Genomic DNA, 17,333 nt, shown 5'->3' with positions numbered 1-17,333 from the left:
AAACAGTTTGGCCAGTGTTTAGGATAGCATAAAGCACTTCAAAAGCTGCATAATGTACATTTGCTGCGAACTTGCGGCTTAAGCCCATTAAGGAGGATAGTTTGATAGGCATTATCTTTGCCAGTTTACTGTTAGGCATGTTTTCGGGTGTACTGGCAGGGTTGTTTGGTATAGGCGGGGGCATGGTTATTGTGCCCGTACTCGTTTTTCTTTTTACAGCCCAGGGCCTACCTGCCGATCTGGTCATGATTATGGCAATCGCAACTTCACTGGCGACCATCATCCTCACCGCCTCCTCTTCCGTGCTTGCCCATCATCGCTTAGGTTCGGTGTTATGGGATAAGGTATTCAGGCTAGCGCCCGGCATGATGTTGGGGGCAATTCTAGGCGCAGTGGTCGCCCACCAACTCCACGCCGGGGTATTACGGACTATTTTTATTGTCTTTTTACTCTATGTGGGTACGCAAATGGCCTTAGAGACAAAGTTTAAAGCCGGTGAAGCCAATTATTCTAAGTTGATTGATTTTTTGGTGGCCGGTGCAATAGGGTTAATATCCTCATTGGTGGGCATTGGTGGGGGTACATTGACCGTACCATTTTTAGTGCATTGCCGCTACCCGATGCGTAATGCGGTCGCCATCGCCAGCGCCTGCTGTCTGCCGATCGCCGTGGCGAGCTCGCTAAGCTACATGGTTTTAGGTCTGAACACCCCCAACTTACCGGCATGGAGTTATGGCTATGTGTATGTGCCATCTTTCTTCGGCGTTTCATTAGGGAGCATTTTTACCGCACCGATTGGCGCAAATCTCGCCCATAAACTGCCTTCACAACAATTAAAACGCTATTTTTCGGTGCTGATCTTTATCCTGGCAATCAAACTGATGTGGTATTGAGTTTTTATAAACGCTTAGATTCAACTCAAAAGTATATTAAATTAACATCTATCTATGCCTGACCCTGGTGTCATAAAGTAATAAAGTGTGTTCCATCATTAACCCAATTTACCGCTTCCAGCTTATCTCGTTGACTTCCATTAAAGTTAATGCCATGCAACTTTGACTGTCTCTTTTTGGCCGGTTCTAAACTTTTTGTTGATTCATTTCCAAGAGTTTTTTCATAGCCTGTGTTGCCAAAGGACTCAATCCTTCGCCACTTGCTTGATAATGCTTGATAATTGCCTTTCTCATGCGTGGATCCCATGACCGTAGGATATGTTTTTTTACGCCTTCGGCAGCGATTTCTTTGTCGCTTTCCGCATTAAAAAAATCGGCAATGTCATTTGCCATTGAGATCAATTTTTCGATGTGCATTAAGTTGGATTTTTTTATCAAGGTTGGGTAAATGGTGTGGTTCAAGTGTTCGGCATGGGTGTAGACAACGTGCTGGTTGTCTCGGACAAAGCCGACCAGGGTGAGTCCGGCTTCCTCCGCCAAACGTATAGCTAACCCAGTCGGTGCGGACATCGCGGCCAATAGCGTTATGCTGACACTGGCGGCCTTTTGTATGAGTTCATAGCTGGCGCGGCTGGTGACTATGACATAGCCTGTTGCCGGATTCTTGCCGATGCGGATTAGCAAGCCGATCAGCTTGTCCAAGGCATTATGCCGACCTACGTCTTCCCTGACAGTTTGTACGCCTTGCCCCGGCACTACCCAGGCGGCGGTATGTACGGCTCCAGTCAGTTGGCTAAGCTGTTGATGTTGCTTTATTTCTGCCAAAGCAGATAAGAGTTCTGATGCAGCCACATTGAGGCTACCCTGCACTTATTTTGGATCGCGTATGGCTTGTTGCAAGGTGCTGGCACCGCACAGTCCGCATCCGGTGCCTCCGGTCAGATTACGGCCTTTGCCGGATAAATGGCAAAAGCGGGATTCGGGAATATCCAACCGTACCTCGATACCATTGGAGCGGTTATAAATGTGTATGGATTGCAGTTCGGAGGGTGTTTCAATGATACCTTCCGTGATACTGAACCCCAAGGCAAAGTCTTCCAGGTTGGTCGGTGTTACCAGCATGACGACATGGGGTGTGCCGTTATAGATTAAAGAAACAGGGGCTTCTTCGGCTATATAGTCTTGCTGGATTGTATGTTGATTACCATGCCAGCGTTCAACCTTACTGAGTTGGTAGCTGGGCCATCCCAATTCTGAGGTAAGTCGTGTAGGGAGGGCAAACTGCTTCGCCTAAAGCGCCTACTGTTGGTATCGTTTGCCCACCATTGGCCAATAAAACGGTATGCAGAAAAGCACTGCCCACCCTGACTAAAAATTGGCTAATTTATTTTCTGCCCAGGTAAGATGATTTTTGAACTCAACATAGCTTGGAAAATTGTCCGCCAATTCCGTCAATAAGGCATGTGCTAGGCGGTAATACTGTGCCGCTAGCTCTTTATCGCCGGTTTGTTCATATATCCCGCCCAGTTTGGCGTAGGAAACCGCCAAGCCATCCTTAAAGCCGACATTGCCCGGGTAGTCGGCATGGAGTTCACTTTCCAAGCGGTTGTAGTCTTTATAAAAACCCAAGGCCTGTCCTAAATCGCCCAGTGCGGCATGGGTAATGCCTAAAAATTGGTAGGAAACCGCTAATTGATTCTTAAAGCCGACATTGCTCGGGTAGTCGGCATGGAGTTCATTTTCCAAATGGTTGCAGGCTTGATAAAAATCCAAGGTCTGTACCAAGTCGCCCAGTGCGGCATGGGTATTGCCTAAAAATTGGCAGGAAATAGCCAAGCTATTCTTAAAGCCGACATTGCCCGGGTAGTCGGCATGGAGTTCACTTTCCAAGCGGTTGTAGTCTTGATAAAAACCCAAGGCCTGTTCCAAATCCCCTAACGCGAAGTGAGTTTTGCCCAGTCTTTCGTAGGAAATCGCCAAATTACCTTTGAATTCGACATTGCTCGGATAGGCGGCATAAAGATCTTGCTCTAAATGGTTGAAGTTTTCAAAAAACCCCAATGCTTGTTTCAAATTCCCCAACGCGGCGTGAGTCTCACCCAGTTTATCGCACGAAATCGCCAATGTATTTTTAAAGCCGACCTCCGTTGGGTAGGCAGCATGGAGATCTAAGGATAATTCGTTGAAGCCTTCAAAAAATCCCAAGGCCAACTCCAAATTCCCCAATGAGGTGTGTGTCTCGCCCATACATTGATAAGAACACGCCAAGCCATTCTTAAACCTGATATTGGGCGGGTCAGCAGCATAGAGTTCTTGGGATAATTCAAGGTTATTTCCATAAAATCCCAAGGCTTGTTCCAAATTCCCCAAGGCGGTGTGTGTCTCGCCCATACGTTGCAAAGAAATCGCCAAGTCACACTTAAAGTTAACATCGGTCGGGTAGGCGGCATGGAGTTCTTTGCTTAACTCAAAAGACTCTGCAAACAATTCTAAGGCTAGTTCCAAATTTTCCAACTTCTTATACACATGGCCTAGATTGGAGTAGGAAATTTGCAAGGCACCCTTGAGTTCGACATTGCTCGGGTAGTAGGCATAGAGTTTTTGTACTAAATAGTTGTTGTATTTAAAAAAAGCCAAGGCCTTATCAAGGTTGCCTGTTGTCTCGTGGTAAACGCCGATTCTCTCGCAGAGAATGACGAGATTACTGTGAGACTCATTGAAGCCAGCGGCAACCGATTCGGCATAGCGGGAAAACAAAGCGGCATCTTCGTAGCTAGAACCGGTAATGTGACAGCCTTCATAATTCAATTTTTCTATCAGCGTTTCGATAAGTGATTGGCAATCATCAAGTAACTGTGGATTTTTCTTTTTGGTGATTTCCTGTATAACAGGACTGCATTTGAACTCAGCGTTATCTTCGTTATATTCAATCCAACCTTTTTGAGCGAGGAAGAGCAGGTTGGATTCTAAATTTTCGAACATTGGTGACGGCAGCAAGGTTTCCAAGGTGTTAAAGCCAATGCTCTCGGCAGGCAGTACCGATAATACCGAGAGTATTGCCGTTTCTTTGGATGAGAGTTCACCCAAATCATACATAGCCGCAATAATGTCTTCGGGCTTTTCCTTGCGTAAACTGCCTTTCGATTGATAATCGGTACCGACCGCCTGACTTTTCGATAGCGCCAGCAAGCCTTTGGATTGCAGGTCGTTTAACAGATTGGCCAACGAGTAATGGGCTTTCAGACGGTTAAACTGATAAATGTTTTTAGCCAATAACTCCACCACCAAAGTATTATCACCAACAGCAGTGCGGATTTGTTTAAAAATAGCGACTTCATCATCTTGAAGTGTTTTGCGATAGTGTTTTTCAAATAATGCCAGGGCTTGATTTTCCGGCAAACCGTCTATGCGATAGAGTTCCGCTTGCTCAAATTCGGTAATTCGGGTCGTCAACAATAAGTGGAAATTGCTACATCGGCGTAGGTTTTGGTAATTTTTTTCAAGGTCTTCCACTTCATTGGCGTTATCAATCACCAAGAGACAAGGTTTGTTTAAGGAGTCCATTGCCATCAGCAATAATTCAAGCCTTTTTTCAGTGGGCATGGTATTTTCAAACTGTAGCGCTAAAGGCGTAGACAACTTAGATAACATAGCATTAGCGATGCTTTTTTCGCTTAATATCCAGGCAGTATGGGCATATTCATGTTGGTAACGGTGGTAATAAGTAGATGCTATTGAGGTTTTACCTACGCCGCCATTACCATTGACCAACAATAGATTATTTTCTGAAAACAAGCTTTTTTTGATAGCGTCCAAGTCGTCTTCACGACCGAGAAATACTTCGGGTCTAAAAGGCGATTCGGTTAAGGCGCGGAGGATTTCGCGTTCGCCTGCATAGGTGATATGAACATCACCTTGTTCAGCATAAACCGATTTTTCACCTTGCTGGACATTGCGATTTTGATCGTTCATGGCGCTAACTCATTGAATGTTCAAGGTTAGCGTGTCGGCCTTTTCTACATACACACTTTTATCGCCTTGCTGGACAATTCGGCTAGGCTGCTGGGTTTGCTTGTTTTCGACAAAGTCATTTGTCTCCAACCGCTCCAATTCTTTGTTGAACTGGTTCCAAAGATCATTGGAATCAGCAAACGGGCTGTAAAAATGTCCCAGATCATGTATCTTTTGTTTAAACTGGTCGAGACTGGCATCGGGCGATGCAGGATCGGTTTTGAAATAAGTGAAGATAAATGGCTTTTGTGTGGATTTAAACTGCCCAAAGGCCTTTTCAAATTCCGCCGCCGTGTACATGCCGACTTTGCTGTAGGCTAACAGCACAAACAAGTCGGCCGCCTCGACAAACTTGTTGTACTCCGCCTGCGAACCGGCCAGTGACATTCGCGCCGACAGGTCTTCCCAAATATCCAGGTGCAAAAAAATGCCGTTATCAAACCAGGCCTTGCATTTACGGTAGATTTCCAGCTCGAATTTTCCCCGTTCCGGCTTTAATTCCGCAGACGAAGCGAGAAATAGTTTGATTTTTTTCATCGGCTTATCCTAGTATGTTTGTTATTGAATTTTATCACATACTTTTCAGATAAATACCAGAAGTGTTGAGTCGTGCTTTTTGCAACCCAACTTTTTGGGCTTCGCTATAACTAACCTCATTCCTGGGCTTAAGTCACTTGTTCCTGTCACAGGTTTTTTAAGGCATTGCAGTTCATTATCAACACCGCTATATTGACCGTCCTGATGTAGACGCTAAGAGGCTCACCCTTGACTGAAATGATGACTGTGCATGAGATCGCAGATTACCTGCGCGTTAAAGAGCGCAAGATTTATGACCTGATCACGCAAAAGCAGATACCTTGTACACGGGTTACCGGGAAGTGGCTGTTTTCCAGGCACTTGATCGACCTTTGGTTGATGAACAACAGCGAAACCAGTTTGCAGGATTTACGTTTCAAAACCATTCCTGAAATCATGGTCGGTAGCCACGATCCCTTGCTGGAATGGGCTTTACGTGAAAGCGTTTCGGCGATGGCGATGCAAACGACCGGCAGCCTGGAAGGGCTTAGCCGTTTTTCAGCAGGCGAGGCGATGATCTGTGCCATGCACGTCTTGGATGTCGAGACGGGTGAATACAATGTCCCGGTTGTTAAGCAAACCTTGCAGGACGCGGACATTGTAGTGTTGGAATGGGCCTGGCGTGGACAGGGCTTGATTGTCGCCAGGAATAATCCACTGGCTATACAAAACCTTGCCGATTTGCTTGCCAAACAACCTAGGTTGGTAATCCGGCAAAACGGTTCGGGTAGCCGGATATTGCTGGATCATCTATTGGAAAAATCCGGCATCGCTGAAAACAAGCTGAACATAATCGACATGCTTGCCAGGACCGAGATGGAGGTGGGTTTGGCAATTTCAGGGGGCAGGGCGGATGTGGGACTGGCGGTATCATCGGTTGCAAAACAATTGCATCTCGATTTCATACCGTTAGCCAAAGAAAGGTTTGACCTTATCATGCGGCGATTCGATTATTTTGAACCACCCATCCAAAAAATGTTGGTATTCTGCCAATCAATAGCGTTTGCCGACAAAGCTAAAGAACTCGGCGATTATGATATTAGGGGTTTGGGCCGGGTTGTTTACAATAAGCGTTAAGGGAATTTCTAATAATCCCCTCTCCCTCTGGGAGAGGGTTAGGGTGAGGGATATAACTGCTTGATTCTAATCCCCTCATCCCAGCCTTCTCCCTAAGGGAGAAGGAGATTTTTGAATTTTTAGAGATTCCCTTAAATTCCCTGGGCTTAAATCAGGCAAAATCTTATTGTTAGTTTTCCGACTGGTAGATTGTTGATCGACCGATCCAAACACATTATGCACGCTATTATCATTCATGGGATGGGACGTACGCCGTTGTCTATGTGCTTGTTGGCTTATCGCCTTAGGGCGGCAGGGATAAAAACCAGCCTGTTCGCGTATACTGTAACCTTCGAGCATTGGGAAGGTTGCACTGAAAGATTACGTGCATTTATAGAAAAGAAGGTTGGTGAAGAAGAGTTTATAGTGGTTGCACATTCCCTCGGTACAGCGCTAACCAGGGCGGTTTTACCAACAATGCACTGCAAACCAGCCGCTTGTTTCTTTTTGGCACCGCCTACGCAAGCCTGTGATGCCGCACGTCGTCTTGCCCCGCGCCCTTGGTATCGTTTACTGGCAGGTGAAATGGGACGGCTACTTGCCAATCAGGAATTCATGTCTATTTTGCCTGTTCCCGAAATACCGATGAAAATCTATGCCGGTGATGCCGGACTGACAGGGCGATATTCGCCTTTTGAAGAACCCAATGACGGCGTTTTGATGGTTAAAGAAACGCTGTTGCCCGGCATTCCAGTGCAAATCGTCCCATCGTTACACACATTCATCATGAATAACAGGATGATCGCCAAAGATATTATTGAAAAGGTCAGAACGAAAAATATTGCAACTTAACTAACTGGTAACCCAATGAATGACACTATCCGTCCGCCAATCCCCCCATTTACCCAAGAAACCGCCGCCCAGAAAGTACGCGCTGCTGAAAATGCCTGGAACGCCCGAAATCCAGAGAAAATAGCGTTGGCCTATACGGTAGACAGTATATGGCGTAACCGGGCAGAATTTCTGCAAGGGCGTAAGGCAATCGAACAATTCCTGGAGCGCAAATGGGCAAAAGAACTGGATTACCGTTTGATCAAAGAACTATGGGCATTTCATGATGCACGGATTGCTGTCCGCTTTGCTTATGAATGGCATGACGGTTCGGGTAACTGGTTTCGTTCTTATGGCAATGAAAACTGGGAATTCGATACGAATGGGTTGATGAAACGGCGCATAGCGAGCATCAATGACTTACCCATTAGCGAGACAGAACGTAAATTTCATTGGCCTTTGGGGGGAAGGCCAGACAATCATCCTGGATTGTCCGATTTAGGATTGTAATCTAGTGCAGCATCCTGTCGTATTGACAGTTAGGCTATGAATAACATTTTAAATATCAATGTATTACAAAGACATCGCTACGGCTGATGAAAATAGGTGCTGCACTAGTTCGTTGCTATTGTCCTGTTTTTACAACGTCGGTTATGCTTTAATCGGAAAATTAGGCATGAACCTTATTGATGGTTGAATTTTTAGAGGCTCCCTTAAGAATAACGGGTCTATATTGGCTTAAAATTAAAATTGAACGTTGTAAATCTGCGATATAAGAATTTAAAGCTCGATAGCGGATGCAGTATCGTTTAGAATCTACACTTTGCTAATACCGATTGACGAGGAGCTTGAAAGATGACCAAAAGATACCTGGGAATGTTGCCGGTAGCGGCAGTTTTTTTTGCACTTTCAGCCAATGCTGATGTCGCATTGAAAGATGAATCTGAAATTTTAGGCAAATGGAAAGTGACTGCCGAAGCAGCGAAACTGGACGGCGAGAAAAAAAAGGTTATAGTGGAGTGGGATTTCCAGGGTGGCGGCATTCTCATGAGTAAGGCGACAGATACGGGCGGGAGAACCTTGGAGATGCTTATACCGATAAAGTATAAGGTTGAAGACGGTGTAATAAAAAAACAGGTATCCCCAGGGCGAGAAAAATTTGAGGACTGCAAGGTTGTCGAAAAAAAAGGTTCTGATATGATCTTGAAGTGTCCGTTTCTTTTCTTCTTTTTAACTAAAATATAATAACAAAGGGTGCAACGATGATAGGTGGAATATTAGGTCTTCTTGCGTTGATCTGGGTTTACCAGACAATTACAAAGGCGAATGTTACTAATGGTATCGCATGGGTAATGGTTTGTGTTGTCGCGTATTTGGCTTCGCAATTCATATTGATAGGGGCAGCGAATTACCTTATTGAATCAATGCGGGCAAGTGTGGGCGGTGAAGGTTATAAGGCTGACCCCCTAAGTGTTGGCTACAGACAAAATGAGAGCGGTTTTCAAGGCGCTAAGGGAACTTTCATGTCGGTGTTTTTTGAATTGTTCCCCCCGATTGCAGGTTTCTTTGTGGTTGCGTTTATCCGCACCAAGTTTGTCTTGAAAGAGGCACTGACCAAAGCTAACTTGTTCAGCGGTATTGGTGATATGTTCAGAAGTATCAAAGATAGCTTCAAAAATCCAGATAAATAGCCCAGTCTGTATAATGAAAAGCCCAAGCAGTGGTGCTTGGGCTTTTTTTGTGCTTGTAATAAGGGGGGATCGTAAGGGTTTAAGGTTTAATATGCCGAAGGAATTAGCTGGAGACCGTGAAAGCAGTATGGTTAGAAAAACTCGAAAGAATGACCACGAACAACACGAAATTATCAATATATTCAATTAATTAAGATTTTCTTCGTGTCTTCTGCGGTTAATGCACAAAGCCTGATTTGTATAATGCTGGCACAGTCTCGCTGGCTAATCGCCCAAAACCCTGGAAACCACAAAAACCAGTGCAGAGACAAATGCGATGGTAAAAACCAAGCCAGCGATCACATAAGTCGTAAGGGAACCCCGCTCGAAGTCCGATTGCCCGTTCTTGTCGCTCTGCACTCCAATAAAAGCCGCTAAAATACTTCTTATCATTTGAATAATAGTTGGTTTTGACACTTTGAATCTCCCGGTAACTGGCAAAAAATAATAGGGCCTGATCGCTTTTAAATCAATAATAATCAGTAAAATGCACTCTTACAAAAACTAAATGAGCAAATCAGCACTGCTAAAGCGAGAATTAGCCAATCGAACCCTGTTTCTGGATGGTGCCATGGGCACCATGATCCAAGGCTATAAGCTCGAAGAAAAGGATTTCCGTGGGGAACGGTTTGCCCAGTGGGATGTAGACCTTAAGGGAAACAACGACCTGCTGTCCCTGACCCAGCCAGATATTATCAAAGCCATTCATAGCGCTTATTTTGAGGTGGGTTCGGATATTGTCGAAACCAATACCTTCAATTCAACCAGCATTTCTATGGCCGATTACCGCATGGGGGCGTTGGCTTATGAACTTAATGTTGAGTCGGCAAAGATAGCCAAGCAAGCTGCCGCTGAATACACGGCCAAAACCCCTGAAAAACCGCGTTTTGTTGCGGGTGTGTTAGGCCCTACCGCCCGCACCGCCTCGATGTCGCCGGATGTCAATGATCCGGGGTTTCGTAATATCTCATTTGACGAACTGGTTGTAGCGTATACGGAAGCAACGCACGGGTTGATTGATGGTGGCGCGGATATTATCCTGATTGAAACCATTTTTGATACGTTAAATGCCAAAGCCGCCATTTTTGCTGTTGATCAGGTTTTTGAACAAATCGGCACTAAACTGCCGGTGATGATTTCTGGCACGATTACAGACGCATCGGGAAGAACCCTGTCCGGGCAAACGGTGGGCGCGTTCTGGAATTCGTTAAAACATGTAGAACCGATTTCTTTCGGCTTCAACTGCGCGTTAGGTGCGAAAGAGTTGCGCCAGTACATCGCCGAATTAGCCACCATTTGCGATACGCATGTGTCCGCACATCCCAATGCTGGTTTGCCTAATGAGTTCGGTGAATACGAAGAATCGCCTGAAGCCATGGCTAAGGAGTTGGAAGACTGGGCGAAAAGCGGTTACCTGAATATTATCGGCGGTTGTTGCGGAACATCGCCGCCACATATCAAGGCGATTGTTGATGCGGTGCAAAAATATCCCCCGCGAGTCATCCCTGCTATTGAAAAACGCTGCCGACTGGCGGGACTTGAACCTATGTCGATTGGTTCCGATACGCTTTTTGTCAATGTTGGCGAACGCACCAATGTCACGGGCTCTGCCGCATTCAAACGGCTGATTATTGAAGGTAATTTTGAAACGGCGCTGGAAGTCGCCAAGCAACAGGTTGAAAACGGCGCACAGATTATCGACATCAACATGGATGAAGGCATGTTGGAATCCAAAGAGGCGATGGTGCGTTTTCTGATGCTGATTGCCTCGGAACCGGACATTGCTAAAGTTCCTGTCATGCTGGATTCTTCCAAATGGGATATTTTGGAAGCCGGGCTTAAGTGCATTCAGGGCAAAGGGATAGTCAATTCTATTTCGCTCAAGGAGGGTGAGGAAGCTTTTATCAAACATGCCAAACTGGTGCTTCGTTATGGTGCAGCGGTTATCGTCATGGCCTTTGATGAAGAAGGGCAGGCCGATACCGAAGCTAGGAAAGTCGAAATCTGTCAACGCGGCTATAAAATTTTAACTGAGCACGTCGGCTTTCCACCCGAAGACATTATTTTCGATCCCAATATTTTTGCGATCGCAACAGGTATTGAAGAACATAATAATTATGGTCTCGATTTTATTGATGCCACCCGCGAGATCAAACAAACCCTGCCTTACGCATTAATATCCGGCGGCGTTTCCAACGTATCCTTTTCGTTTCGCGGCAATAATCCAGTACGTGAAGCCATCCATGCCGTGTTTTTATACCACGCCATTCAGGCGGGTATGTCGATGGGTATTGTCAACGCCGGACAGTTAGCGATTTATGAGGACATTCCCCGTGATTTGCGTGATGCCGTTGAAGACGTGGTATTAAACCGACACGATGGAAGCGGTACGGACAAATTGTTGGAACTGGCGGCGAAATACCGTGGCGATGGCAGCAGCAGTGAAGTCAAACAGGAAAACCTGGAATGGCGCGAGTGGGCGGTGAGTAAACGCCTAGAACACGCGCTAGTTAAAGGTATTACCGATTACATCGACGAAGATACCGAGCAAGCAAGACAGGAAGCGGAAAGGCCGCTGCACGTCATTGAAGGTGCGTTGATGGATGGCATGAATGTGGTCGGCGACTTGTTTGGCGCGGGTAAAATGTTCCTGCCGCAAGTGGTCAAGTCTGCACGGGTCATGAAAAAGGCCGTTGCTTACTTAATGCCCTTCATGGAAGCAGACAAATCGGCTGCTGATCGCCAAACCAACGGCAAAATCTTGATGGCAACCGTTAAAGGTGACGTACACGACATCGGCAAAAATATTGTCGGTGTCGTGCTGCAATGCAATAACTATGAAGTCATCGACTTAGGCGTGATGGTTCCTGCCGAAAAGATTTTGCAAACCGCACGGCTGGAAAACGTGGACATTATAGGCTTAAGCGGACTGATTACACCGTCACTGGATGAAATGGTGCATGTCGCCAAAGAAATGCAGCGCCAAGGCTTTACTATTCCGCTGATGATAGGCGGCGCAACCACATCCCGCGCCCATACCGCAGTCAAAATCGAACCGCATTATGAAGGCGCAACGGTTTATGTCACCGACGCATCCCGTGGGGTTGGCGTCGCTAGTAATCTTTTAAGCGCCGAACTAAAAGATGAATTTGTTAAAGCTACACGAGAAGAATATGCAGAAGTCAGGGAGCGGCATAAAGGCCGGGAAGCGAAAACCAAGCAGCATACGCTGCAAGCAGCTCGGCAAAACAAATTCAACTGGGGACGTTACGAGCCGGTCAAACCCAAGTTTTTGGGGACAAAGGTTATTACCGATATTCCATTGGCGATTTTGGTCGAGTATATCGACTGGACACCGTTTTTCCAAACCTGGGAAATGGCGGGGAGTTACCCTAACATTCTCAAAGATAAAGTAGTGGGAGAGGAAGCCAGAAAGCTCTTCGACGATGCCAATCGCATGTTAAAAGAGATAGTTAGCGGACAATGGTTGACTGCACGGGCAACGATTGGGTTTTTTCCTGCGGCCAGTGAAGATGATGATGTCATCTTGTTTACCGATGAAACGCGAACCCAAAAACGCGAAACGCTGCATCATTTACGTCAACAGAATGTCAAAGCCCCCGGCAGGCCCAATTACTGTCTGTCCGATTTTATTGCCCCGATAGGCACAGGCAAGGCCGATTACATAGGCGCTTTTGCCGTTACGACGGGGATAGGCATTGAAGCCAAACTTGATGAGTTTGAGCGCGATCACGACGATTACAGTTCGATTATGCTGAAAGCCTTGGCTGACCGCTTGGCAGAAGCCTTGGCGGAGTACATGCACCAAGTCGTCAGAAAAGACTACTGGGGCTATGCAGAAAATGAGACCCACGATAACGATCAATTAATTAACGAAGCTTATCAGGGTATACGGCCAGCGCCGGGTTATCCGGCTTGCCCTGACCATACCGAAAAAGGCAAACTGTTTGAACTGCTCAACGTCACTGAAAATACCGGTATTGAACTGACCGAGAGTTATGCGATGTATCCGGCATCGGCGGTGAGCGGATGGTATTTCTCACATCCCGAAGCGCAGTATTTCAATGTCGGTAAGATCGACAAGGATCAGTTACAGGATTATGCGAGGCGAAAAGGTATCGCGGAGGAAGTTGCCGCCCGCTGGCTGGCGGCGCATTTGCATCATTAGGCATTAAATGCTGCTACTTGATATTGCCCAACAATTTTCCAAGTCGATTGCAAGTATTGATCCTTTGGGTAATGGGTTCATCAATGATACCTATCTGGTTACTACAGATACAAAACCGTTCGTTTTACAGAAGATAAACAAACACGTATTTCCGCAGCCTGAGCAGGTCATGGCTAACCTGATGGCGCTTAACCAGCACATCGGGCAGGTCAACAATACGCAGATTACCTTAAAAATCCCCCAGCTTCTAACGACTAGAACCCACAGTAATTTTTTCCGGGACGGTCTAGGCGATTATTGGCGTGCGTTGAGCTTTATTGAAAACACGGAAAGCCTGGAAACGGTCAGCAATCTTGCACAAGCTGGACAAGTGGGATTTGCACTGGGGCAGTTCCATCGTTTAACCCATACCCTGGATTCCGAAAAGCTGTACGATATCTTACCGGGGTTTCACATAACGCCAGGGTATTTAGGTCATTACCAACAAGTCAAAAACAGGGCTAAGGTATCCGAAGATCCTTATTGTGCAGATTTTATCTCTCGTTTTCAGCACATCGTTCATGACCTGGAGACAGCAAAAGAGCTAGGTTTATTGTCTGTTAGGGTTATTCATGGCGATCCTAAACTGAATAACTTCTTGTTTGATAAAAACAGCCAACGCATCGTCAGTCTTGTCGATCTGGATACGGTTAAGCCTGGGCTGATCCACTACGATATTGGCGATTGCTTGCGGTCATGTTGCCACAACACAATAACAGATGAGTTTAACCTAGCAATTTGCCAAAAACTGTTATCGAGCTACCTTAGAGAAATGGGCGAACTTTTTTCAGCGAGCGACTACCAATTCCTTTATCCCGCCATACGCCTGGTTCCATTCGAACTGGGTATCCGGTTTTATACTGATTATCTGGAAGGCAACCACTATTTTAAGGTGACCGAGCCAGAGGAAAATTTGAACCGTGCGACCGGGCAGTTTCTCTTGTGTGCAAGTGTCATGGCTCAGGAAGCTGGGGTTAAAGGCCTTATAAATCAAGTGGCCTCGATGTAACACAGTGAAATCGAGGTTACCTGCTTTCATTATCTGGGAGTTTTGCAAGAAGCTCAATCTAATCTGGTTGTCTTAATCTTTTTTATATTCTAGCAAGGTCAGCACTCTGGCAAGGAGTTCTTTGAAAGGTGCCTGCTGCACAGGCTTTGTCACGTAATTTGTGGTGCCCGCTATGATTCCTTTTACCTCATCTGAGTGTGAATCTAACCCAGTCACCATAATAATGGGCGTAGCTTTATACTCAGGCATTTCCCGTAAACGAGCACAGGTCTCGTAACCGTCAATGCCTGGCATCATCGCATCTATGAAAATGAGATCGTATTGCTGGGCGTTAGCTTTTTTTATTGCATTTTCACCGTTATCAGCAAAATCAATTACGCCTATTTGTGGGTGCATGGAAAGACTTAATGCCAATAGTTTTTGAAATGAAGCGTTATCATCCACAATCAACGCGCTATAGAGAGCCTTATTAAGGGGTGGGGATGCCGACGTTGCCTCCATAACTTGATGCAAATTTAAAGCCCCAATCCCTGACGATAGAACCGAATTCGGTTTGGGAAGCAGGTCGGTTTTGTCTTTGCTTTCGGGCGGTGGGTTATTTTGCTGGCTCATTACACTCACTATTATAATGTTTCTTATGGGTTATATTTCTTATTGCGAACTCCAAATTCAAGTTTAAATAGTCCAGCTGACTGCGACTTTTTAATAGGTGATTAATTCAGAGTGCGTAACCTGGACTTAAATAAGGAAGATTAGATGGTAGCACATATTTGTCAAGCTTCACTGTGCGAAAAATAGTATGGAAAATATAGTACGAGCTAACGGGAAGGGGCAACCGTGTCCCGAACATTTTGAAGTTGCCCCGCTATCTTTGAACCCTACGAGAAACCCGGCGGACGGGGCAACATGCCCTGTCCGGCGACTGGAGTCGTTATCCTTCGATTCCGTTACACTTCATCGAAGCTATCGAGTAACCACTACCGGCTCAGTAGCATCGACAAACTTGTTGTAATATGGCCAGGTTTTTACATGCAGGTATTTCCGTACTGGTGACTTGATCACCGATACGCACAAGGCGATGGAGAATAGACACCAAACCGCCGCATATTCGTTCGGGTCATCCGTGGTGACGCTAGAGATCCAGGGCCCCATCAGGTAATGGAAAGCCACAAATCGGTAGGAGCCATAAATAATCGGCATGATGAAAGACACTAGAATGTAGCTTAGAACATGTAAGCCCCAATCAAAATCATTCAACCACTCGATAGGGTAGGACAGCAGGCCGTTTAAAGGCATTTGCCAAGCAATATGCCAAGCGCCGTGTACCGAGCAAACTGCCGGGCCGCAAAAGCCTTCTGTGCCAATAACACAGTGACCCGCCCAATCGAACGGATACATCTTAAACAGCAGGAATATCGTCCCAACCGAACATAAGGTATAAACGGTCGTTTGTATCTTAACTTTGATTTCCTCTGGAATGAAGTACAACGCCACCATATTCACAAAAAACGGCTGGAACGAGACGTGCAAGTAACCCAGCATAGTAAGAATCTGGTTGTTGGGGTTATCACATAAGTCAATGTAAATATAAGTGACTGCCTGTAATAGTTCCATTAATGCGAAATACGTCAACGGAATCCACAGTTCTTTTGATTCCCCCTTTTTTGCGATATAAACTGCGGTGCCTAGACCTATAGCAGCTAACACCCCCGACGCTTCTCCACTCCAACACATAAAACAGACCTTCGTTAATTTATTAAACACACCGCACACTCGTCCGATAGCCCTGGTTTTTAAAATTTTATCGTGGGCAACAGGCCGATATATGCAAACTAAAAAGCGGCTAATTGTATTACAGAGACGGGTGTAGAGAAAGGGTTATTAGATTAGCTACAAGAAACCCAAAGTGCTTAAGAAAGATTCATCAGCTAAAAGAAGGCAACGTCATACCGACAGGGAATGGCGGCGAGGATTCCATATCCTCTTCCGCACTTCCTCCATCCGTGGAGGTCGTCGGTATCCAGATTACAGGGATGTAAACTAAAAACTACATAAGCCATCCTTGGCTTCTGGGTTCCGGCAATCCCTGCCGGAACGACGGAAGTGGGTATGTGCTACCCTTGATAAGCATCCCGGTCAATATAAATATCAATCTTATCTGAATCGATACTGGCTACTGGCAGGTTCTGGCCTGAACGCCACTGTTTAACTGCTTCTTGCTTGTTCGAGCCGGTAATCAGGAAAATAACTTGTTGTGCCGTGCCTAACGCATTGGCACTAAGAGAAACCCTCTCCGATGGCGGTTTTGGAGAATCATAAACAGCATGTGCCAGTTCTTCTGCGTCATTCTGATGACCTGGAAACAGGCTTGCGGTATGACCGTCTTCACCCATCCCGAGCAGAACTAAGTCAAAGGGGAGGGCATCTTTAACTGCTTGCTGGTAGAGGTTGGCACCCTGTTCTGGCCCCAGTTCGGCAGGAATGGTAAAAATCTGCGCTTTGGGAATGGTAACTTTGCCTAGAAAAGCTTGCTCCGCCATGACGCTATTCCTGTCGGCATGGTCTTTGGGCAGACAACGCTCATCACCGTAATAGATAGTCCACTTAGACCAGTCCACTTGCGACTGAGCCAGTAAACGATAAACTTTTTCCGGCGTAGTGCCCCCCGCTAAAACTAATTTGAATTGTCCTCTTTCGGCAATTGCCAGAATTGCAGCATCAAGAATGTGTTGGCAAGCGGCTATTGCGACCTGCTCTGTGGTTCCCAGATAATGCCATCTATAATCAGGCTTCATATTTACAGGGTTCGGGTGTTAAGGAGCTGCGCCAGGATTGCGTTTCTTTCTCAAATAATCGGCGGCTGTCTTCGGGCCCCCAGGAACCGGCGGGGTAAGTCGCAATATAATCCCGTTCAATCGCCCAGGTTTGCAGGATAGGGTCTACGATTCGCCAAGCATATTCGACTTCATCAAAGCGCAGGAACAGCGACCTGTCGCCCT

At 46.1% G+C, this 17,333-nt stretch carries 15 protein-coding genes and 2 pseudogenes; 8 read left to right on the top strand and 9 right to left on the bottom strand.

Annotated elements, in window-relative coordinates:
* The first annotated feature begins 101 nt into the window (after positions 1-101).
* The gene (locus tag ACLQ6D_RS16470; RefSeq protein WP_411728393.1) at positions 102-893 is read left to right on the top strand and encodes a sulfite exporter TauE/SafE family protein; all 792 of its coding nucleotides are present in this window, start codon (positions 102-104) and stop codon (positions 891-893) included.
* A gap of 186 nt (positions 894-1,079) precedes the next feature.
* On the opposite strand, the gene ACLQ6D_RS16465 is transcribed toward ACLQ6D_RS16470, so the two are convergent.
* The 4 genes and pseudogenes from ACLQ6D_RS16465 to ACLQ6D_RS16450 all read right to left on the bottom strand — a co-directional run bounded on the left by ACLQ6D_RS16465 (position 1,080) and on the right by ACLQ6D_RS16450 (position 5,441).
* Positions 1,080-1,286: a formate dehydrogenase subunit delta gene (locus tag ACLQ6D_RS16465; RefSeq protein WP_411728439.1), complete on the bottom strand. Its 207-nt coding sequence runs from the start codon at positions 1,284-1,286 to the stop codon at positions 1,080-1,082.
* 48 nt (positions 1,287-1,334) lie between these two features.
* Positions 1,335-2,144 (bottom strand): annotated as a pseudogene (gene fdhD / locus ACLQ6D_RS16460) (formate dehydrogenase accessory sulfurtransferase FdhD); the annotation flags it as partial.
* A gap of 117 nt (positions 2,145-2,261) precedes the next feature.
* Positions 2,262-4,865: a tetratricopeptide repeat protein gene (locus tag ACLQ6D_RS16455; RefSeq protein ID WP_411728392.1), complete on the bottom strand. Its 2,604-nt coding sequence runs from the start codon at positions 4,863-4,865 to the stop codon at positions 2,262-2,264.
* 9 nt (positions 4,866-4,874) lie between these two features.
* Positions 4,875-5,441: a hypothetical protein gene (locus ACLQ6D_RS16450; RefSeq protein WP_411728391.1), complete on the bottom strand. Its 567-nt coding sequence runs from the start codon at positions 5,439-5,441 to the stop codon at positions 4,875-4,877.
* Positions 5,442-5,678: 237 nt separating this feature from the next.
* On the opposite strand from ACLQ6D_RS16450, the gene ACLQ6D_RS16445 reads away from it, so the two are divergent.
* From ACLQ6D_RS16445 to ACLQ6D_RS16425, 5 genes are all read left to right on the top strand, one after another.
* Complete coding sequence (locus tag ACLQ6D_RS16445; RefSeq protein ID WP_411728438.1) at positions 5,679-6,557, top strand: substrate-binding domain-containing protein; 879 nt, start codon at positions 5,679-5,681, stop codon at positions 6,555-6,557.
* Between the two features lie 216 nt (positions 6,558-6,773).
* Entirely contained in the window at positions 6,774-7,388 is a 615-nt protein-coding gene (locus ACLQ6D_RS16440; RefSeq protein WP_411728390.1) for an esterase/lipase family protein, read from the top strand.
* Positions 7,389-7,403: 15 nt separating this feature from the next.
* Complete coding sequence (locus tag ACLQ6D_RS16435; RefSeq protein WP_411728389.1) at positions 7,404-7,877, top strand: DUF1348 family protein; 474 nt, start codon at positions 7,404-7,406, stop codon at positions 7,875-7,877.
* A gap of 345 nt (positions 7,878-8,222) precedes the next feature.
* The gene (locus ACLQ6D_RS16430; protein ID WP_411728388.1) at positions 8,223-8,612 is read left to right on the top strand and encodes a hypothetical protein; all 390 of its coding nucleotides are present in this window, start codon (positions 8,223-8,225) and stop codon (positions 8,610-8,612) included.
* Positions 8,613-8,629: 17 nt separating this feature from the next.
* On the top strand, positions 8,630-9,058 hold the full coding sequence (locus ACLQ6D_RS16425) for a hypothetical protein (RefSeq protein ID WP_411728387.1): 429 nt from the start codon (positions 8,630-8,632) through the stop codon (positions 9,056-9,058).
* A 264-nt stretch (positions 9,059-9,322) separates the two neighbouring features.
* Here ACLQ6D_RS16425 and ACLQ6D_RS16420 read toward each other — a convergent pair whose 3' ends face one another.
* Complete coding sequence (locus ACLQ6D_RS16420) at positions 9,323-9,514, bottom strand: DUF2970 domain-containing protein (RefSeq protein ID WP_411728386.1); 192 nt, start codon at positions 9,512-9,514, stop codon at positions 9,323-9,325.
* A gap of 91 nt (positions 9,515-9,605) precedes the next feature.
* Here ACLQ6D_RS16420 and metH point away from each other — a divergent pair, with 91 nt between their 5' ends.
* Together metH and ACLQ6D_RS16410 are read left to right on the top strand one after the other, a co-directional pair.
* Positions 9,606-13,286, top strand: a complete 3,681-nt coding sequence (gene metH / locus ACLQ6D_RS16415) for a methionine synthase (RefSeq protein ID WP_411728385.1) — start codon at positions 9,606-9,608, stop codon at positions 13,284-13,286.
* Positions 13,287-13,293: 7 nt separating this feature from the next.
* Positions 13,294-14,334: a phosphotransferase enzyme family protein gene (locus ACLQ6D_RS16410; RefSeq protein WP_411728384.1), complete on the top strand. Its 1,041-nt coding sequence runs from the start codon at positions 13,294-13,296 to the stop codon at positions 14,332-14,334.
* Between the two features lie 72 nt (positions 14,335-14,406).
* On the opposite strand, the gene ACLQ6D_RS16405 is transcribed toward ACLQ6D_RS16410, so the two are convergent.
* The 4 genes and pseudogenes from ACLQ6D_RS16405 to ACLQ6D_RS16390 form a co-directional block, all read right to left on the bottom strand.
* Positions 14,407-14,946 (bottom strand): response regulator transcription factor, encoded by a 540-nt coding sequence (locus ACLQ6D_RS16405; RefSeq protein ID WP_411728383.1) that lies wholly within the window; start codon positions 14,944-14,946, stop codon positions 14,407-14,409.
* Between the two features lie 351 nt (positions 14,947-15,297).
* The gene (locus ACLQ6D_RS16400) at positions 15,298-16,068 is read right to left on the bottom strand and encodes a DUF5765 domain-containing protein (protein ID WP_411728382.1); all 771 of its coding nucleotides are present in this window, start codon (positions 16,066-16,068) and stop codon (positions 15,298-15,300) included.
* A gap of 380 nt (positions 16,069-16,448) precedes the next feature.
* On the bottom strand, positions 16,449-17,129 hold the full coding sequence (pgl, locus tag ACLQ6D_RS16395; RefSeq protein WP_411728381.1) for a 6-phosphogluconolactonase: 681 nt from the start codon (positions 17,127-17,129) through the stop codon (positions 16,449-16,451).
* Positions 17,119-17,333, bottom strand: a pseudogene (locus ACLQ6D_RS16390) (glucose-6-phosphate dehydrogenase); the annotation flags it as partial. The gene pgl and the pseudogene ACLQ6D_RS16390, both read right to left, overlap by 11 nt.

The organism is Methyloglobulus sp., from assembly GCF_046714055.1.
Lineage (GTDB): Bacteria > Pseudomonadota > Gammaproteobacteria > Methylococcales > Methylomonadaceae > Methyloglobulus.
Note: the sequence above shows the minus strand (reverse complement) of the source record. Positions and strands in the feature narration are given on the sequence as shown.

Bases quoted from the DNA above. Each gene is read 5' to 3' on its own strand.
- ACLQ6D_RS16455 (WP_411728392.1), bottom strand. From the start codon at position 4,865: ATGAACGATCAAAATCGCAATGTCCAGCAAGGTGAAAAATCGGTTTAT.
- ACLQ6D_RS16465 (WP_411728439.1), bottom strand. From the start codon at position 1,286: ATGGCAAATGACATTGCCGATTTTTTTAATGCGGAAAGCGACAAAGAA.
- ACLQ6D_RS16425 (WP_411728387.1), top strand. From the start codon at position 8,630: ATGATAGGTGGAATATTAGGTCTTCTTGCGTTGATCTGGGTTTACCAG.
- ACLQ6D_RS16405 (WP_411728383.1), bottom strand. From the start codon at position 14,946: ATGAGCCAGCAAAATAACCCACCGCCCGAAAGCAAAGACAAAACCGAC.
- ACLQ6D_RS16430 (WP_411728388.1), top strand. From the start codon at position 8,223: ATGACCAAAAGATACCTGGGAATGTTGCCGGTAGCGGCAGTTTTTTTT.
- ACLQ6D_RS16435 (WP_411728389.1), top strand. From the start codon at position 7,404: ATGAATGACACTATCCGTCCGCCAATCCCCCCATTTACCCAAGAAACC.
- ACLQ6D_RS16400 (WP_411728382.1), bottom strand. From the start codon at position 16,068: ATGTGTTGGAGTGGAGAAGCGTCGGGGGTGTTAGCTGCTATAGGTCTA.
- pgl (WP_411728381.1), bottom strand. From the start codon at position 17,129: ATGAAGCCTGATTATAGATGGCATTATCTGGGAACCACAGAGCAGGTC.
- ACLQ6D_RS16410 (WP_411728384.1), top strand. From the start codon at position 13,294: ATGCTGCTACTTGATATTGCCCAACAATTTTCCAAGTCGATTGCAAGT.
- metH (WP_411728385.1), top strand. From the start codon at position 9,606: ATGAGCAAATCAGCACTGCTAAAGCGAGAATTAGCCAATCGAACCCTG.
- ACLQ6D_RS16445 (WP_411728438.1), top strand. From the start codon at position 5,679: ATGATGACTGTGCATGAGATCGCAGATTACCTGCGCGTTAAAGAGCGC.
- ACLQ6D_RS16440 (WP_411728390.1), top strand. From the start codon at position 6,774: ATGCACGCTATTATCATTCATGGGATGGGACGTACGCCGTTGTCTATG.
- ACLQ6D_RS16450 (WP_411728391.1), bottom strand. From the start codon at position 5,441: ATGAAAAAAATCAAACTATTTCTCGCTTCGTCTGCGGAATTAAAGCCG.